Origin of the sequence: Prevotella intermedia ATCC 25611 = DSM 20706 (assembly GCF_001953955.1) — a bacterium.
GTDB lineage: Bacteria > Bacteroidota > Bacteroidia > Bacteroidales > Bacteroidaceae > Prevotella > Prevotella intermedia.
In genome coordinates, this window is the sequence record NZ_CP019301.1 from 491,047 (window position 1) to 509,308 (window position 18,262).

At 42.3% G+C, this 18,262-nt stretch carries 16 protein-coding genes; 9 read left to right on the forward strand and 7 right to left on the reverse strand.

Translation table 11 applies throughout. From position 1 onward, the window contains the following. Positions 1-161: 161 nt before the first annotated feature. A complete protein-coding gene (locus tag BWX39_RS10735; protein WP_028905738.1) occupies positions 162-683 on the reverse strand; it encodes a histidine phosphatase family protein in 522 nt (173 codons plus the stop codon). A gap of 137 nt (positions 684-820) precedes the next feature. Between BWX39_RS10735 and BWX39_RS10740 the strand changes: the two genes are divergently transcribed. Continuing rightward, entirely contained in the window at positions 821-1,477 is a 657-nt protein-coding gene (locus tag BWX39_RS10740) for an HdeD family acid-resistance protein (RefSeq protein ID WP_028905739.1), read from the forward strand. Positions 1,478-1,657: 180 nt separating this feature from the next. Here BWX39_RS10740 and udk read toward each other — a convergent pair whose 3' ends face one another. From udk to BWX39_RS10755, 3 genes are read right to left on the reverse strand one after another with little or no spacing between them, the layout of a single operon-like run. Continuing rightward, the gene (udk, locus tag BWX39_RS10745) at positions 1,658-2,290 is read right to left on the reverse strand and encodes a uridine kinase (protein WP_028905740.1); all 633 of its coding nucleotides are present in this window, start codon (positions 2,288-2,290) and stop codon (positions 1,658-1,660) included. Positions 2,291-2,292: 2 nt separating this feature from the next. After that, complete coding sequence (locus BWX39_RS10750; RefSeq protein ID WP_028905741.1) at positions 2,293-2,874, reverse strand: uracil-DNA glycosylase family protein; 582 nt, start codon at positions 2,872-2,874, stop codon at positions 2,293-2,295. Continuing rightward, positions 2,875-3,921 (reverse strand): endonuclease/exonuclease/phosphatase family protein, encoded by a 1,047-nt coding sequence (locus BWX39_RS10755; RefSeq protein ID WP_028905742.1) that lies wholly within the window; start codon positions 3,919-3,921, stop codon positions 2,875-2,877. 207 nt (positions 3,922-4,128) lie between these two features. On the opposite strand from BWX39_RS10755, the gene BWX39_RS10760 reads away from it, so the two are divergent. The 5 genes from BWX39_RS10760 (at position 4,129) to BWX39_RS10780 (ending at position 10,524) form a co-directional block, all read left to right on the forward strand. Further along, positions 4,129-6,711, forward strand: coding sequence for a TonB-dependent receptor (locus BWX39_RS10760; RefSeq protein ID WP_028905743.1), 2,583 nt, complete (start codon positions 4,129-4,131; stop codon positions 6,709-6,711). Positions 6,712-6,723: 12 nt separating this feature from the next. After that, on the forward strand, positions 6,724-8,052 hold the full coding sequence (locus BWX39_RS10765; RefSeq protein ID WP_028905744.1) for a DUF5689 domain-containing protein: 1,329 nt from the start codon (positions 6,724-6,726) through the stop codon (positions 8,050-8,052). A 37-nt stretch (positions 8,053-8,089) separates the two neighbouring features. Continuing rightward, positions 8,090-9,070 (forward strand): choice-of-anchor J domain-containing protein, encoded by a 981-nt coding sequence (locus BWX39_RS10770; RefSeq protein WP_028905745.1) that lies wholly within the window; start codon positions 8,090-8,092, stop codon positions 9,068-9,070. 139 nt (positions 9,071-9,209) lie between these two features. Next, a complete protein-coding gene (locus BWX39_RS10775) occupies positions 9,210-9,461 on the forward strand; it encodes a type B 50S ribosomal protein L31 (protein WP_004364223.1) in 252 nt (83 codons plus the stop codon). 124 nt (positions 9,462-9,585) lie between these two features. Beyond that, a complete protein-coding gene (locus BWX39_RS10780) occupies positions 9,586-10,524 on the forward strand; it encodes a DNA/RNA non-specific endonuclease (protein ID WP_028905746.1) in 939 nt (312 codons plus the stop codon). Between the two features lie 359 nt (positions 10,525-10,883). Here the strand turns inward: BWX39_RS10780 and BWX39_RS10785 are convergent, their stop codons facing one another. After that, positions 10,884-11,705, reverse strand: coding sequence for a hypothetical protein (locus tag BWX39_RS10785; RefSeq protein ID WP_028905747.1), 822 nt, complete (start codon positions 11,703-11,705; stop codon positions 10,884-10,886). A gap of 344 nt (positions 11,706-12,049) precedes the next feature. Between BWX39_RS10785 and BWX39_RS10790 the strand changes: the two genes are divergently transcribed. Next, positions 12,050-14,014, forward strand: coding sequence for a hemin-binding protein (locus BWX39_RS10790; protein WP_028905748.1), 1,965 nt, complete (start codon positions 12,050-12,052; stop codon positions 14,012-14,014). Between the two features lie 248 nt (positions 14,015-14,262). Then, positions 14,263-14,817, forward strand: coding sequence for a glutathione peroxidase (locus tag BWX39_RS10795; protein WP_028905749.1), 555 nt, complete (start codon positions 14,263-14,265; stop codon positions 14,815-14,817). Positions 14,818-15,239: 422 nt separating this feature from the next. On the opposite strand, the gene BWX39_RS10810 is transcribed toward BWX39_RS10795, so the two are convergent. Both BWX39_RS10810 and coaW read right to left on the reverse strand, forming a co-directional pair. Then, on the reverse strand, positions 15,240-16,658 hold the full coding sequence (locus BWX39_RS10810) for a sodium:solute symporter (RefSeq protein WP_028905750.1): 1,419 nt from the start codon (positions 16,656-16,658) through the stop codon (positions 15,240-15,242). A 214-nt stretch (positions 16,659-16,872) separates the two neighbouring features. Next, on the reverse strand, positions 16,873-17,706 hold the full coding sequence (gene coaW, locus BWX39_RS10815; protein WP_028905751.1) for a type II pantothenate kinase: 834 nt from the start codon (positions 17,704-17,706) through the stop codon (positions 16,873-16,875). 181 nt (positions 17,707-17,887) lie between these two features. Here coaW and BWX39_RS10820 point away from each other — a divergent pair, with 181 nt between their 5' ends. Continuing rightward, entirely contained in the window at positions 17,888-18,166 is a 279-nt protein-coding gene (locus tag BWX39_RS10820; RefSeq protein ID WP_024998011.1) for an HU family DNA-binding protein, read from the forward strand. Positions 18,167-18,262 lie beyond the last annotated feature (96 nt).

Below are 18,262 nucleotides of genomic sequence, written 5' to 3' on the forward strand. Positions count from 1 at the left end.
CGAATTATCTTTACAAAACCATTGCGTTAATGTAGGGTTACGACTCATCACATTCCCCATAGCCGTGGCGGTTTTACTTTGGTGTAGGAACGTGAAAAATCACGCCCCAATCTGCTCTATGTGTAGGCATAATTCCTACAAAATACCGACCGCCTCCTCTACTATATCTTCAAAATCCGCACATCGGCATTTTTCATTACCGCAATTTCGTTCATCGGTTTGCCATAGAATACACTTTGAACAGCCTTGTTAATGATGCCGTGTCCTACTGCTAAAACCACCTTGTCGGGATATTCACGCTTTATCCATTCTAAGAATTGTGCTGCCCGTTGCTTCAGTTCTTCCAGCGTTTCTATGTCGTCGGGCCACTTTGAGGGGTCGTTTAGGTTGGCAAGCTCTGGTATAAACATTCCTGTGAAACTCCCCCAATCGCGTTCGCGCAATAGTTTTGTCGTAACGATGGGTACCTGCTTTTCGCTCCCAATCACCAAACGACAGGTTTCAATGCTCCGCTGAAGGTCGCTTGAAACGTATGCATCGAAATACACATCGGCAAGTCTTTGCCCCAATTCCTTAGCCTGCTGTATGCCGTTTTCGTTCAGTTGCCCCTGCGTTTGCCCTTGCATAATGCGCCTTGCATTATCAATGGTTTCGCCGTGGCGTACCAAATAGACTGTTGTCATATATTATATTTATTTTCTGGCAAAAGTAATAAAAACTTGATAGTTAGACAATAGAGTGCAAATTATTTCGTATATTTGCAATAGAAACGTAAAGAAAAGACCACAACGGTCTTTGTTTAAACAAGGTAAAGAAAAGTATGAGATTAATTCAAAGTTCTATCATTCGTGCAATTGTTGCGATTGTTATTGGTGCATTATTGGTAAAATACAGAGTGGAAACTATGACTTGGATAACCATTGCAGCTGGAATATTGTTCTTTATTTCGGGTGCAATTTCGTGCACCGCCTATTATTTTGAGAAAGAAAAAGCAACAAAAGTCCCACCAATAACCGATGAAAAAGGCGATATTGTAAAGGCAAATCCTCCTATTTTCCCCATCGTGGGTATCGGTTGCGCCGTGTTGGGCATTATCTTGACATTGATGCCGAACGAATTTATAACTTGGGTGGTTTATATTTTTGCCGCAATTCTTATATTAGGAGCTGTCAATCAGTTTATGAACCTTGCAAGCTCGCGCCAGTTTGCTCGCGTTCCGCTTCTGTTCTGGCTTTTTCCATCAGTAACTTTAGGTATTGGTATTTATATCATTGCTCAACCAATGGACGCTGCCGCCTTACCATTGAAGGTTATAGGCTGGTGCTTAATGTTCTACGGTGTAGTGGAATTGGTGAACGCTATCAAGATAAACCAAATGAAACGGGCATACGAAAAGATTGAGAACGCTAAAATTGTAAACGGCGTGAAAATGCCTTCTGACGACAAAATCGAAGATGCCGAAATCGTAGAAGAATAGAATTGATGCTGCAAGTTGCTTGTTTCCACATTGCCATGTTGCAATGAGAAAGCAGGTTTACCACTTCGATTAAGAAACAAGAAAAGTCCTGACAAGTGTTCGTTGCATACAAACTTGTCAGGACTTTATTTATTTTCTGCTTGCCTTTGCTTTAAACAGACTGTTTCTTACTAAAGTTCTTTACTCCTTGATTTGCGGAACCAAGCCTTTGATATAGCTGCACAGAATGCCTATGCCCTTTGCATTGTCGCCACCTTGCGGAATAATTATATCTGCATAACGTTTGGTTGGCTCAATAAACTGTTCGTGCATTGGTTTCAGAACCTTGCGGTATCGGTCTACAACCGTTGCAACGTCGCGTCCGCGTTCTATTATATCACGCTCGACATTGCGTATCAAACGTTCGTCGGAATCGCAATCTACAAACACCTTCAAATCCATTACATCGCGGAGTTTCTTATTCAAAAGCGTCATAATTCCCTCGATGATAATCACGGGCTTTGGCTCTACGTGAATGGTTTCGGGCAGACGGTTACAAGCCAAATAGCTGTAAGTAGGTTGCTCTATGGCTATTCCATTACGCAAATCGTTTACTTGCTTGGTCAGCAACTTCCAATCGAAAGCGTCTGGGTGGTCGAAGTTAATGGCTCTGCGTTCCTCTTCAGTCAGTTCGGTGGTATCGTTGTAATACGAATCCAACGGCACCACTGCCACGTGGTGAGGAGGCAATGCCTCTACAACCTTCTTTACGACGGTGGTCTTTCCTGAGCCTGTGCCACCTGCAATCCCTATTATCGTTATATTCTCGTGCATACTTAAATTATCTGTATTTCCTTAAACATCTGTTCGTAGTACACCGCCTTCTTCTCAACCTTCATCGGATAGGCACGGCTACTGCTTGGTTGTCGGTATAGTTTCAACGTTCTGCCTTCAAAGTCAAACGTTCTGTACTCTCCCATTTTTAAATTACGAGCATCTATATTGTAGTGTTCGGTAAAGACTTTGGTGGCAAGTTGCCCTGCTGCCAGTACGGCTTTACATTCTGGTAGCGAACGCAACATTCCGTCAAGGTCGGCAGGCTCCACTATTTCCAAATCCTTATCGGAAGCCGTCCCCGTGGTTCTTCGTATGCGCAAAGCGGTATCGAAGAGTGCCACACCTTTTTCTTTTAGAAACTGTTTCAGTTCGTTCAGCCTGTAAGTCTTGTTCGCTTCATCTACGAAATGCAGCTTGTCGCCAAAGAATATCAGCCCAAATATGCGCCACATATCGTTCGTGAAGTTCGGATAATACCATTCCATTGCCCATCGTTTGGGCGCAGGTGGGAATGTTCCGAGCATCAGCAACTTGGCATTGGTAGGCAGCCACGGCTCAAATGGGTGAGTTTCTATCTCCATTTACTTTTGTTCCTTCATCAAATAAACTACTACTGGAAGGTGGTCTGAATAGCCATCAAGCCATACACCGCCTGCAGTTGTACGCTTGGTGTTGCCTTTATAGGGACCCGTTTCTTGGAAAAGATAATCACGACGGAATATCTGATGCTTCCAATACTTCAAATTTGAGAAGTCTTTTTCATTGTTCTTGTTCAGGAAGTTTGGCGTCATCACAATCTGGTCGAACAAGTTCCACTTGCCTTGATACTGCAAAGTACCTGTGTTTTCCTTTACCAAGACATTGTACCAAGGGTTATACATATCGCCCGCGCCCACTTCTTCGATGTTTGCTTTAGCCGATAGGCATTCGTACATACTCTTGTTTGTCGGGTCGTCGTTCATATCTCCCATTACAAGAACCTTTACATTGGGGTCGTCTTGCAAAAGCGAATCCTTCAAAGCCTTGACTTGCTTGCCGCCCAATTCACGATAATAAGAGCCTGCACCACGACTTGGCCAGTGGCATACAACAACGGTTACATGCTCATCTGCCATTGTTCCGCTTACAGTAAGAAATCCACGTGTAGCGTGTTTGGTATCTTCTGCACGTTCATAAATATAAGGAACAAGCTTTGTATCACGCACAGTAAAGAGCTTAGGGTTGTAAAGCAAGGCACAATCAATGCCACGCTTGTCTGGTCCTTCAATATGGACGTACTTATAACCACGAGCTGCGAGTGCTGGCTGCGCAGTCAAGTCGTCTAAAACATGCGCATTTTCAACCTCAGCCAAGCCTATAAAGGCGCAGCCAACGTTAGGAAGAACATCTGTTCCCATCTCTGCAAGCACTTTAGACATATTACGCAACTTGCTCTCATACTTCATTTTATTCCATTTATACGAGCCGTTTGGGGTAAATTCCATATCCCTCTTGCCTTCATCGTGCGTATAATCGAAAAGGTTTTCTTGATTGTAGAAACCAACTCCGTAAACTGAAAACTTCTTTTGTGCATTAACTTTAGTGCCTAAAAGCACCATAAACATCAGGAAAAATAGATATTTCTTCATTGTTATAATTGTATGATTTTTAATCAAATAAAATATTTTGCCAAAGCAAAAATTAAACCACAATCGGGTATTCAATCTGCAAATATCGTGAATTTATCTGATAATAAAGCACGTTTATTAAAATTTTATTCAAAAAATCCTTTCCTTTTCCAAAAATATTTCGTTACTTTGCAACCTAAAATAATATAATTATATTTAATAAAAGATATGCAGAAAAAGTTGAAACTCGCTGTGATTGCGCTCTGCAGTTCGTCAATGGTTGTTGCACAGAACAACAATAGCACCGACACGATACGGCACGAGCAGACACAGAATGTGATGGACGAATCAGCATTTACGTTCACAGAAGCACAGTTAGGAGAGGATAACGACAGAAGTTCGAATGTTACTATCTTAAATTCAAATAGTAATGTGTACGCCTCTGAAGTCGGATTTTTATATTCTCCATTACGCTTCAGATACCGTGCGTTAAGTCCAAAGTACAATGATGTTTACATCAATGGCGCACCAATGAACGATATGGAGAGCGGACAATTCCGTTATTCGTTGGTAGGCGGACTCAACCAACAAACCCGAAATGTAGACTTTGCGCTCCCATTTGAGAATAACAACTTCTCATTGACTGATATGGCAGGAAGCAATAACTACGATTTCAGAGCAGGTTCGATGGCTGGCGGAAACCGCATAACCTTATCAGGTGCAAACCGAAATTACACATTAAGAGGAATGTACACTTACGGTAGTGGTTTCAACAGCAAAGGCTGGGCGTTTGCAACCAACATTACTTATCGTTGGGCAAACCGCGGTTATGTAGAAGGAACTTTCTACAATGCACTCTCTTACTTCTTCGGTGTTCAGAAAAAGTGGAACAACGGACACTCGCTCAGCTTCTCTACATGGGGTAATCCCACCGAGCGTGCATCGCAAGGAGCAAGCACCGACGAGGTTTATTGGTTGGTTAACGATTACCAATACAACCCTTATTGGGGTTACCAGAACGGCCATCGTCGCAACAGCCGTGTAGTAAACGACTTCGCTCCAGCAGCTATTTTCACTTGGGATTGGAAGATTAACGACAAAACAAAGCTCACGACAAGTCTGTTTGGAAAGTATTCGATGTATAAAAGCACCAAGCTGAACTACAACAATGCCGACAATCCACAGCCCGATTATTGGAAAAACTTGCCAAGTAGCTATTACGACGTATGGAACGAGCAAAACACTCGCTACCGCACAGCGCAGGCATTTGCCGATTGGAATACAGCTGTTAATTGGTGGAAAAACAAGGAGAACCGCCAAATACAATGGGATAGACTTTACTATGCTAACCGTCAAGCTGCTGCAAACGGACAAGATGCACTCTACTACGTTCAAGCAAAGCATAACGACAACGCTACCATAACATTGTCTTCATCGCTCAATACACACATCGGTAAAGACAAAGTGTTCAACGTTGGCTTTATGGTTAGACAGAACTTCGGCCGTCATTACCAAACGATGGAAGACCTTTTGGGTGCCAAGAGTTTCCACAACGTGAACACATACGCTATCGGAACTTACGCTGCAAACGACCCACGCATTCAGTATGACTTAAATACAATGGGCACACAAGGGCTCGGCGCATTGGTTTATGAAGGCGATAAGTTCGGCTACGACTACAATCTGAATGTGCGCCGTGGTACACTTTGGACAAACTTCTCGCATACTTTTGGCAACCTTCACTATATGGTTGGTGCCAAAATGGGCTACGACAATATGTACAGAGACGGCCACATGCGCAACGGAATGTTTGCTAACAACTCTTATGGAAAGAGCAAACACGCCGACTTCCTTACAGGTGGCGGTAAGTTCAGTGGTACATGGACAATTGGCGGTGGCAATGCTGTCTCTCTCGGCTTAGGCTACGAACATCGCGCACCACAAGCAAACAATGCTTTTGTATCGCCTGAAATGAACAATGACTTCGTCCAGAACTTGCGCAACGAACGCATTTTCTCAAGCGAAATAAACTATCAATATGTCGGCAGCTGGCTCCGCGCCAACTTTAGTGCATACTACAACCACCTTACACACGTAACAGAGTGGCAGAACTTCTACTTCGACGATGCCAATTCGTTTACCTATGTCAGCATGACTGGCATCAAAAAGAATTACTACGGTATAGAATTGGGACTTGACTTCAAACTCACAAGCTTCTTAAACTTCAAAGCTTTGGGAACTTGGAGCGAAGCAAAGAACATCAACAATGCTGACGTTATTTATATGAACTCTACAAAGAGCACCTTCTATAAAGACATTGTCTACAACGAAGGAATGCGCGAAAGCGGTACCCCTCTATCTGCATACAGCGGTATTTTGAGTTTCCATCAAAGCGGTTGGTTCATTGATTTGAAGGGTAACTACTATGATAGAATCTATCTTTCTTATGCTCCAAGCCTCCGTTATGGCAGCACTTTGCGCACAATGGGTACAAAATTTGGCGGTATTGATGCTGAAGGCAACTACACTCCATACGCTCAGAGCGAAGGAAAAGGCGGCTTTATGCTCGATGCTTCCGTTGGTAAGAACATCTATTTAAAGCGCGGAAGCCTTTCTATCAACTTGATGATAACCAACATTCTAAATAATCAGAAGATTGTTTCAGGTGGTTACGAACAGAGCAGAAGCAGCTATACAATCAATCAAACCACAGGCGAGGCTACCGCACGTGCATACGATTTCAACAAGAATCCTAAGAAATACTATGTAAATGGTATCAACGGAATGTTGAATATAGCCTATAAATTCTAAAAGAAACAGGATATGAAGAATATAAAATATATAATGATGGCAGCAGTCTGCACCCTCTTTGCTTCGTGCATGGGCGACAGATATGCAGAAACCGATGAGGCTATGCCAGCGCCATACGGCAACAACGAACTGACAGAAACAAATGTAATTTCCATTGCCGATCTCAAAACGAAGTTCGCAAAACCTATCAACACCGATTATCGCGAGGGAGTAAGCTATGAGCAAGTTACCGAAAACCTGCAAATAAAAGGTATTGTTACAAGCTCGGACATAGCAGGTAACTTCTATAACGAAATAGCACTGCAAGACAAAACAGGTGCTATCATCGTTTCTGTTGGACAAAGTGGGCTTTACGGTATCCTTCCTATTGGAACGGAAGTGCTTATCGACTTGAAAGACCTTTATATAGGAAACTACGGTAAGCAAGCACAAATTGGAGTTCCAACAATGAATGCGAAGGGCACAACCTCTATCGGGCGCATTAGCCGCATCGTCTGGGACAAGCACTATAAGATTCTTTCTTTGGGTAATCTCGTAGAGGCTGAAGAGTTTGCAAATGGTTCTGCCAGCACCAATTGGACGCTTGAGAAAGATGCTGGTAAGCTCGGCATCATTCGCAACGTCAGCTTCAAGTCGAGCACACCTTCCGTTAACGGTACCTTCGCTAACACAACAGGTGGTCCAGGCAGCGTTTCGTGGACTCTGAACGAGCAAGACGGCAAAAAAGTAATTGTCTACAACAGTAACTTCGCTAAGTTTGCAAATGCCAAAATCCCTACTGGCAAGGTTGATATTACAGGTATTTTCAAGCGTTTCAACAATCAATGGGAGATTATTATCCGCTCTCTTGATGATATCAAGCCTGTTGCACCAGCAGAGAAAGCGATTTACAGCAACTCGTTCGCAGAAGCACCAACCGACTGGATACTCGACCAAGGCACACTTCCATCTGGCATAACGTTCGTTTGGAAATGGGTTTCTCCAACCTACGGAATGAAGGCTACGGCTTACGTTAATGGCAAACGATACGAAACCCACGCTCGTGCTACATCGCCACTTATCGACCTTACACAGGTGAAAAAGGCTACACTTATTTTCGACCACGCAGCTCGCTACTTCGGCGACTTCGACAAAGAACTGAAAGTACAAGCCTCTACCGACGGCAAAAACTGGAAAGACCTCGTCATCGACAAAAAGCCAACAGGCGAGAATTGGGACTTTGTAACTGCAAAAGCCGACCTGACAGCTTACTGTGGTAAGAAGATTTACATTAGTTTCTTCTACAACAGTACGGAAACAACAGCTGCTACGTGGGAATTCAAGAACCTCATAGTAAAATAAGACATTAAGCATAGACAAACAAAACAGTAAAACAGATATGAAGAAATTAATTAATTCAATGTTCGCATTGGCTATCGCTGCTTTCACACTGACAAGTTGCGAAGATGTACCAATGCCATACGACATTACGTTCGAGAAAGACAACAAGACACCAGACCCTTCTGATATGGAGGCTAAAGGCACTGGTACGAAGGACGACCCTTTCAATATTGTAGCTGCACAGAACTATATTACCAAAGGAGAAGGGCTCGACAAGGAAGTCTATGTAAAGGGTATCGTCGTAAGTGTTCAGGAAATCAACACCCAATACGGCAATGCCACCTACTACATCTCTGACGATGGCACCACTACCAACCAGTTCTACGTTTTCCGTGGAAAAGCTTTGGGCAATGTGAAGTTCACAGACAGCAATAAAATCAAGAAGGGCGACAAGGTTATTATTTGCGGTAAGCTGATGACACATACCAATGGCGTCAAGCAGCTTGGTCAAGGCAACTACATCTATTCGCTTAATGGACAGGTGCAAGAAACCACTCCACCTACCAATACAGGCTTAGATGTAACGTTCGACAACAACATTGCCAACTTCACTATCGTAGATGTAAAGGCACTCCCCGAAGGTTTGACAAAGGTATGGTTCCACGATGCCAACTTCAAACAAATGAAGGCAACAGGCCGTGCCAACAACACCAACTATGAAACGCAAAGCCGCCTCGTCTCTCCTGCATTCAGCTTAAAGGGCATGAACACAGCTACCCTGACTTTCAACAATGCCTTGAACTATTTGAAGTCGGCGGCTCTCAACGATGCTGTCAAGGTACTTGTTTCTACCGATGGCAACAACTGGAAGCCATTGGCTATCAACAATCCTCCTTCAGGCAAGAATTGGAACTTCGTAGATTCTACTTGCGACTTGAAAGAGTATGCTGGTCAGGAAAAAGTATTCGTTGCGTTTGAATACAACAGTACCAAAGAAATCGCCACAACATGGGAAATTAAGAAAGTTACGGTAAAGTAAAAAACTATCCTGAATATTTGGCAGGGTGCAGAATTATTCGTAATTTTGCACCTTGTGAGTATATGGTGGCGAAATGCTACTTATACGACACGCTGCAAACAGCGAAATTTTTATTAATAATAAAACATATAAAAGTAAAATGAAAAAAGGTATTCACCCAGACAACTATCGCCCCGTCGTATTCAAAGATATGTCCAACGGCGATATGTTCCTTTCAAGATCTACATGCAAATCTAACGATACTGTAGAGTTTGAAGGCGAAACTTACCCATTGGTTAAAGTCGAAATCTCAAGCACCTCTCACCCATTCTATACAGGTAAGAGCAAACTTGTGGACACTGCAGGTCGCGTAGACCGCTTCATGAACCGTTACGGTAAGTTGAAGAAGTAAAACGATATACCCACAACAGTATAAGGTGCGGTCAAACGTAGTTGCATATGCGTTTGCCCGCACTTTTTCTTTTCCAGCAATATAAAATTAGAATCAACAGACAATAACCAAACCATCAGGACAAATGAATCCTACAAAACCTTTATCAGGTATCTTCTCTCTTCTTTTCGTTGCAGCTATTTTCCTCTCGGCTTGTGGCAGCGACAACAGTAATTCGCCCGACGATGACAACGGCAAAGCCATTGCCAACAACAAGAATTCCAATCTAAAAGAGGGCAACCAATATACACATCGCTTGGAGTTCCCGAAAGTTAAAGGTAGCAAAAACATCGTTGTTACACATATAGACCAAAGCACAGACGAAGTAAACTATAGCATTGAATGGGACGGTGAAAAGAAATCGAACCGCTGGACTTGCTATCAGCTATACCAAAGCAACAGCAAATGGAACGTAGGCAGATGGTATGGCAACCCACAATATCCTTCCGACCCTTTGATTCCTGCTTCTATGGCATTCAGCTACGACCCCTATTGGAACACTGGCTACGACCATGGGCACCTTTGTCCTTCAGCAGACCGCAGAAATACAGAAGAAGCACAAAAGCAAACCTTCTACATCAGCAATATGCAACCACAGCTTAGCGCATTCAACGGCAGTGCGAAAGGTGGCGGTATTTGGCTGACAATGGAAAACAAAATACGTGCTGCGTTCAATATAAACTCAAAAGACACAATGTTTATATGCCGTGGCGGCACCATCGACGAGTCATCTAAAGTGAAAGCCTACCTACGCAATGGCTTCATCGTGCCAGGCTATTTCTTCTCGGCAGCACTGATGAAATACTATAACTATGCGCACAAGAAGTGGGAATACAAAGCCATCGGATTTTGGTTTAAACACGAAAACAACCAAGATTCATCGCTTAAACCTTATGTTGTAAACATAAAAGAGCTTGAAGAACTCACCCATATAGACTTCTTCTGCAATCTCCCAGACGACATAGAGAAGAAAGTTGAGGGACTGAACAAGGACATTATCATAAACTTGTGGAACATTAAATAACGAAACGACAAGCGAAAAAACAACCCATAAAGCTGTAAATATTTTTCATAAGAATATCTATTGCATAACACTCTCATTATCAACGCAATGCAAAACCTATTGTTTTGCATTGTAAAAGCGTAGGTTTTACACGGTAAAAGCGGCTCTTTTGCATCGCAAAACAGCCGCTTTCGCAATGCCAAATCGAAATTATCATTTTCCTTACGAATTATCCTTACAAAACCAAAGAATTTCTTTAGCATTTGAAATAAGCAATAAAAAGAAAACCACACTACTGAAACTCCACTGTGCCCACACATAAAAAGCCTCGTTCAGACTTCTCCAAACGAGGCTTCTTAATAATTTTAGAATCAGAAGTTTTATCTTTCTCTCAAGCCACTAACAGCTTTTGCCTTGTGCTCGGCTGCATCATTCAGCGTTGCTTTACCAAACACTTCGCCTGCAATCTTTCCTGTTGCGGTGCGCGACTTCACCATTCTGCCCTTACCATTGCTGGTTGCTTGGCGTGCTAAATCTATAACAAATTCGTCGGTAGTATTCGTGCTGACCCCGTAACCGTAGAAGGTATCGTAGCCTTTTGCTTTTTCATAACCAAGGTGGAAGCCTTTTTTAGAAGATTTTGCGTCCATTCTAAAGATAGTTCCCGACTTGGTATACTTAATATAAATATCGCCATTCTTATCTACAAACCACGAGAAGTCTAACGTTTGTGTTGCACCGTTGTCTGCCGTATCAACCTCTGTACCGTGTCCACTCAACGAATTCTTTGACGATTCGTACTGGAAGAACTTCATATTGGCATGGAAAGTTTGCGACATGCGCTTCCCTTTTTCATCAAAATAGATGGTCATATCGCCAGCCCACTCTCCCGTAAGCATCTGAACTTCTGCCATTAATGGGTCGTTTTCTTTTGGGTTGTAGTTGTCTATATAGCCGTAATTTACTGCTTCCATAAACTTTGCAAGCTCTACTGCCGTAGCCGACGGATAGTGGTACAAGAACCAGTCTCGGGTTGTATAGTAATCAGCTCCACTGGGATACGTATACCAATAACTCCGAACAGCCTCTGTTACAAGGTCATTGTAATAGTAATGATACTCTTCCTCGTTATCACAACTTGTAAAACCTGCGGGGACAGCCACCAACGTAAGTGCCATTAAAAACTTAGTAATCTGTTTCATAATCGTAACTTTTTATGTTTATAATCTTTTCAATACCGCAAAATTAGAGAATATAACAAACTATTGAAATTCTTTTTCTCTATTTTGCAATAGGGAAATCCCTACGAAGATATATTGAAAATGGTTCTTTAAACTTTTTAATGAATTTTTACAACCATGAAGTAGTGTTTTCAAAATAATTCTGTAATTTTGTATTTAATACATAGTACTATCTAAAGAGAGGAGCAAAGAATTTACAACAATATACTAAGAAATATATTGTTACCTCAAAATAAAGATAAAAAAACGTGTTAAATAATGCCGTAATAACCAAATACGGAATATTAACTTAAATTTTCACAAATATGAAAAAACTTTTATTTTTAACCTTTGCAGTTGTACTGGGCATCTCATCAGCCCATGCACAAACGAGAGTATTACAGCGGGACCTAAGTACAGCAGGAAGCGCACAGTTGTTCACCTCGCATAAGACACAGGTCAAGAAGATTGACCCTGCTGCCAATCAGATTTGGTGGGGATATGGAACCGAAACTGAAAACCGTGGTGGGCTCGGTGTGAGAGCAGCAGAAACCCACGACGTTGCTATCTTCGTTGCCCCTGACAACAGTGCTATTGTGGGAAAGACCATCAAGGCAATTCGCTTCTATCTCCGCGACAAGGCAAACACGAATAACGTTAAGGTGTGGATATCAAAGAGTTTACCTGATGACATCAGCAGTGCAGACTATGTTCAAGACGTTGACCAATCGGCTCTGAAGGCTGGCGACGAGAGCGGTAAAAAACAAGGACTTGCCAATGACATTGCACTGAACAAAGCATACACTATTGGCTCTGAAGGTGTTTATATTGGCTATTCTTTCACTCTTACCAGTGCTTCAGACGAAAAAACACAGTACCCTATCCTTACATGGGAGGGCAAGAAGACAGCTAATAGCTTCTACCTCCGCACCTCGAAATCTATAAATAAATGGGCTAACTTTTCAAATGAAGATTATGGCAGATTGTCATTGCAGATACTCGTAGAGGGTGATTTTGTCCAGAATTCGGTAACTCCTAGTTCTATGCAAGACCTTGTCGTAGTAAAGAACACTACAGGCAAGAGCAAGCTCATTGTAACCAATGGTGGTAGTGCTGGTATCAGCAGCATTGATTATACTATCGCTACCGATGGCGCAGTAGGCGCAGAACAGCATCTTGACATTAACCCACCGTTCAAGACATATGGCGGTCAATTCACTATCGACCTGCCTCTCGCAGCCGATGCCAATACAGGTACAACTACGAAAACCATCACTATTACCAAAGTGAACGGCAAGACCAACGAAGCTAGTAACAAAACTGTAACTTGTAAACTGACTACTGTCGGAAAGCAAGTGAAGAGAGGTGTAGTTGTTGAAGAGTTCACAGGCACAGGCTGTCCTTGGTGTCCACGTGGCTTGGCAGGTATGAAGAAGCTGCGCGACACTTTCGGTGAAAACTTCATAGGTGTTGGAATTCATCAATTCAACCAAAGCGACCCTATGTTCTGCACTAACTATGCAAAGATTAACTTTGGCGGAGCACCTTCTTGTAAGATAGACCGCAATGAAACCATGGATCCTTTCTATGGTACAGGCAACGACATCTGCGACGACTTCAAGGAAGCACTCGCACGCGTTGCAGGGGTAGGTGTATCGGTTACAGGTAAACTAAATGCTAATCGCACCGAAGTAACAGCAACAGCTACTATCGATCCTTTGTTGAGTGGAACATATGAAATTGCCTATGCTCTTATTGGCGACGAACTTACAGGAACAGGCAGTGTATGGAAGCAGAGCAACAATTATGCCACACGCACTCCTGCTCAATGGGGCACTGATGACCCATACCTCACTCCGTTCTGCAAGGGCGGTAAGTATGGCAGTACCAAGGTTACATTGGCTTACGACGATGTATTGCTCTCAAGTTCTTATGTTTCAGGTACCAACAAGGCAAAGATCGACCCACTACAGGAAGGTAAAGTTGTAACCAACACTTACACACTTACGTTGCCAACCAAGACTGTTCTGAAAGAAGCTATCGAGAAAGCAGGCTACACAAAGCTCACAGTCATCGCAATGATTATTCGCAATGACGGTAAGATTGAGAATGCCGCTAAGTTCTGCTTGTCTGACGACCCAGCTGGCGTTGAAGGTATATCTGAAAACAAGAGCGAACTCAAAGAAGTAGCACGCTACACCATTGACGGTCGCAGAATCAGCACTCCACAGCGTGGTCTTAACATCGTCAAGATGTCTGATGGCTCTACCGTCAAGGTATTGGTAAAGTAAAAAGAAACGCATAAGGCATCTTTGAAATGCCATTAACAAAGAAAAAGCCCTAACCAAATACAAGTTTGGTCAGGGCTTTTTAAAGTTAATGCCGTAAAGAAGTTAATCGTTGAATGAAAGCAAATTACAGAAGCCTATCTTTAAACAACACATATAAGATTTTTTAATGCTTACAAAATTGATTATTCGGAATAATTTTGTATATTTGCAGATACTACAAGGTATTCATTTAAAATAGAAAACAAGAAATGAAAACAGTTTATGATTTCACTGTCAAAGACAGAAAAGGCGGTGATATTTCTTTAAAAGCGTTTGCCAACGAAGTGCTGTTAATTGTAAACACAGCTACAAAATGTGGGTTCACACCAACTTACGATGAACTCGAAGCTACTTACAAAAAGTATCATTCACAGGGCTTTGAAGTGCTCGATTTCCCTTGCAACCAATTTGGACAGCAGGCTCCGGGAACCGACGAGAGCATTCACCAGTTCTGTAAACTTACATACGGCACTGAATTTCCACGCTTCAAGAAGATTAAAGTAAACGGCGAAGATGCTGACCCGCTTTACAAATTCTTGAAAGAACAAAAGGGTTTTGCAGGTTGGGACGAAAGCCACAAGCTCACACCTATACTCGACAAGATGTTGTCAGAGGCTGACCCAGACTACAAAGAGAAGTCGGACATTAAGTGGAACTTCACAAAATTCCTTATCAACAAGAAAGGTCAAGTTATTGCACGCTTCGAACCAACTGAAAAGATAGAGAACATTGAGAAGGAAATAGAGAAGTTGCTCGCAGAATAAAGCATTCGCACAATAAATAAAGAGAGTAGAAAGAAAACCGTAAAACGGACAGTCTTTCTACTCTTTTTTATTTTCAGCTTTCTCATTTCAGCTTCTTACAGACCAGTAAAACTCAATGGAAACAACCTACTTTATGAACGAAAAGAAGACTATAAAGCTGTAAATATTTTTCACAAGCACCACTATTAAATAACAATCTGTGTATCAACACATTACAAAACCTATTGTTTTGCATTCCAAAAGCGTAGGTTTTACACGGTAAAAGCGGCTCTTTTGCATCGCAAAACAGCCGCTTTCGCAATGCCAAAGCGCAATTACCACTTTTCAATGAAATTATCTTTACAAAAACAAAGCTATTTTTCGACAAAATCCTAAAGCAGAATAAAGAAAATCAACCCACCGAAAACATCAACTTTTCCTTCTTATCTCAGTTTTCTTGTAGCCAACAATCCCATAAACGTTAATAGACCATTGAGCATCAACAGCTCGTAACCGAACTTATAGTTCCATAACTGTAAAGCCATATTGTCTAACAAGAAGCAAAGCAACGGACTCGCCACAACTACGTAAGGCACCAAGCGGTCGTTCACTGTCTTACGTGTCAGCAAACCATAGGCAAACAAGCCGAGAAGCGGGCCATAGGTATAAGAGCACAATATATAAACTGCATCTATCAGACTTGTAGAGTTTACTACCCTGAACACCAAGATAAAGAGCACAAAAACCACCGCCATACCTATATGCACTCGCTTACGCAGGCTTTCGTTCATTGGTTGTTCGCAAATATCTACACAGTAACTGGTAGTGAGAGAGGTAAGTGCAGAGTCGGCACTCGAAAAGCAAGCAGCCACCACACCTATGGCAAACAGCACCTCTACCCCACTGCCCAACATTCCACCAGCTACGGGCAACAACATCAGTTCGTCGGGCGAAGCAGGCAAAGGGTTTCCTCCTTGCTGTAAAAACATCATAAGCAGCACGCCCAAAGCCATAAACAACAAGTTGGCAGGCAAAAAGGCCACGCCATAAGTGCACATATCCTTCTGTGCATCGCGCAAGGTTTTGCACGTCAAGTTCTTTTGCATCATATCTTGGTCAAGCCCCGTCATCACCACAACGATGAACACACCGCTGAGGAATTGTTTCCAAAAGTTCTGCTTAGAAACCCAATCGTCCCAGACAAATATCTGCGAATGGCTATCGTTTACTACGGCAGTAAAGGCTTCCGACAGGTTCAAGTCCAATGCGCCCATCACCTTATATATAATAAGGAGTAAGGTTAGAAACATACACAGCGTCTGAAAAGAATCGGTAAACACCAACGTTCTGATGCCGCCCTTGCGCGTATAAAGCCATATTAGCAATACCAACACGACAACAGTAAGCGGAAAAGGAACGTTGAAAGCGTCGAGAACGAAGCGTTGCAATATCATACAGACAACATAAAACTTTACGGCAGCCCCCGACATCTTGGACAAGATGAAAAACGAAGCTCCCATTTTGTAACTCCGCACGCCTAACCTTTCTTTCAAGAAGGAATATATCGTTATCAGGTTCAAGCGATAGTAAATAGGCAATAACACAAAAGCCACCAACACATAACCGAAGATAAAGCCCATACAAGTTTGTGCGTAAGCCATATTCTGCCCTATCACCATACCGGGCACACTGACGAATGTTACGCCCGAAATGCTTGCACCTATCATACCAAACGCCACCAAATACCAAGGCGACTGGCGGGTTGCACGGAAGAACGAATCGTTGCTGCTTTTCTTAACTGTCAGTTTGCTGATGAACAAAAGCAGAAGGAAATAAACGAGTATGGTTCCAATAATAATCATTGCACAATAAAAAGAAGAAAATAAGTTGGTATTTTAGTTGGTATATAAAACCTTTTTTGTAACTTTGCTAACATAAATCAAGCCACGATGGTGGCACATTATGGAATGCAATAATACGTTAATAAAACGATAAGAGCATAAAACAATGCTATGACACACACTTTTTCAGCTCGTTAAAAGTATTTATCTACTTTCACGAGCTGATTTTTTATTCTTAACCGAGCTTTAACTCATTGCTGGCTTGCAATGCACAACCAATAGCAGTGCAGTATTCCGAGTATTTAGGAATAATGAAATGAACATCGTAAAGGCGTTCCATCATTGGGAAAAGAATCTTACATTGAGGAAGGCGCGAAAGGTTTCCAATCATTACAAAGTCCTTTATTCCGCTGTTCAATGCACTTAAAATCGCTGAAGAACCTATGGACTGCAACACTAAACAGATAAGTCCCAACGCCACATCTTCGCTCCGTGCATTGCCACGTGCATTGGCAAAAAGCGACGCAGTGGCATTCATTGGCAAGCCAGGCAAGGGCTTTGCCGATATATCACTTATCTGCAGGTTTATATTTCCTATATCTCCTTTCTTTGCCAAGTCGGATATTTGATGAATATCATCGGTGTTCAGCAACAATCGGGAAAGCCCATTCAGCGTGCCACCTCCTATTCCAATGCCGCCAATATGGCGAATATCGTCGCCGTCGCACAAAACGAGCGAAGTACCAGTACCCATCGAAACTACTATCATACGATTAAGATTTGCCTCGAATCGAGCACCCAATCCGTCGGCTAAAAACTCGTCAGCCTTTTCTGTAGGCAGTCCGTAAACAGGCTTGTCTATATAGGCAGAACCCACGCCCGTAAGCATTACCTTACCAACGTCGCTCAACTCTATCTTGTTGTCGTACAGATACTTTCCAAATGCACCATAAAGAGAAGTTACAGGGTCGGTAGCCTTGATGCGCAAGGGGCGCACCACCTCTCCGTTTCTTATTCCAACTATCTTCGTCGTCGATATTCCTACATCAATTCCAATAGCTATTTTCATAACACCTTATATATAATTATGGGGCAAAGATACAAAAAAAGTAGATTGTCAGACAGCTTATGAAAGAGTTTTTGCAAAAAAAGCGAAAAACATTTCTCTATTTATCTGAAAATGAGTATCTTTGCAGTCCGTTATAATGAGATAACAAGATTAAGTATAATTAATAGATAAATAAAACAAAATGACAAAGGCAGATATTATCAATGAGATTGCATCTTCGACAGGTATATCTAAGAAAGATGTGTCAGCAGTTGTGGAATCTTTCATGGACGCAATAAAAAACAGCTTGTTAGAGAACAAGGAGAACGTTTACCTTCGTGGCTTTGGTAGCTTCATCGTTAAACACCGCGCCGAGAAGACTGCACGCAACATTTCAAAAAACACAACAATTACTATCCCTGCACATGACTTCCCCAGCTTCAAGCCAGCGAAGACATTCATCGAGGATATGAAGAAATAATAAACAAAACAATATAAACAATTTAAACATTTAAAGCTATGCCAAACGGAAAGAAGAAAAAGGGACACAAGATGGCTACGCACAAGCGTAAGAAGA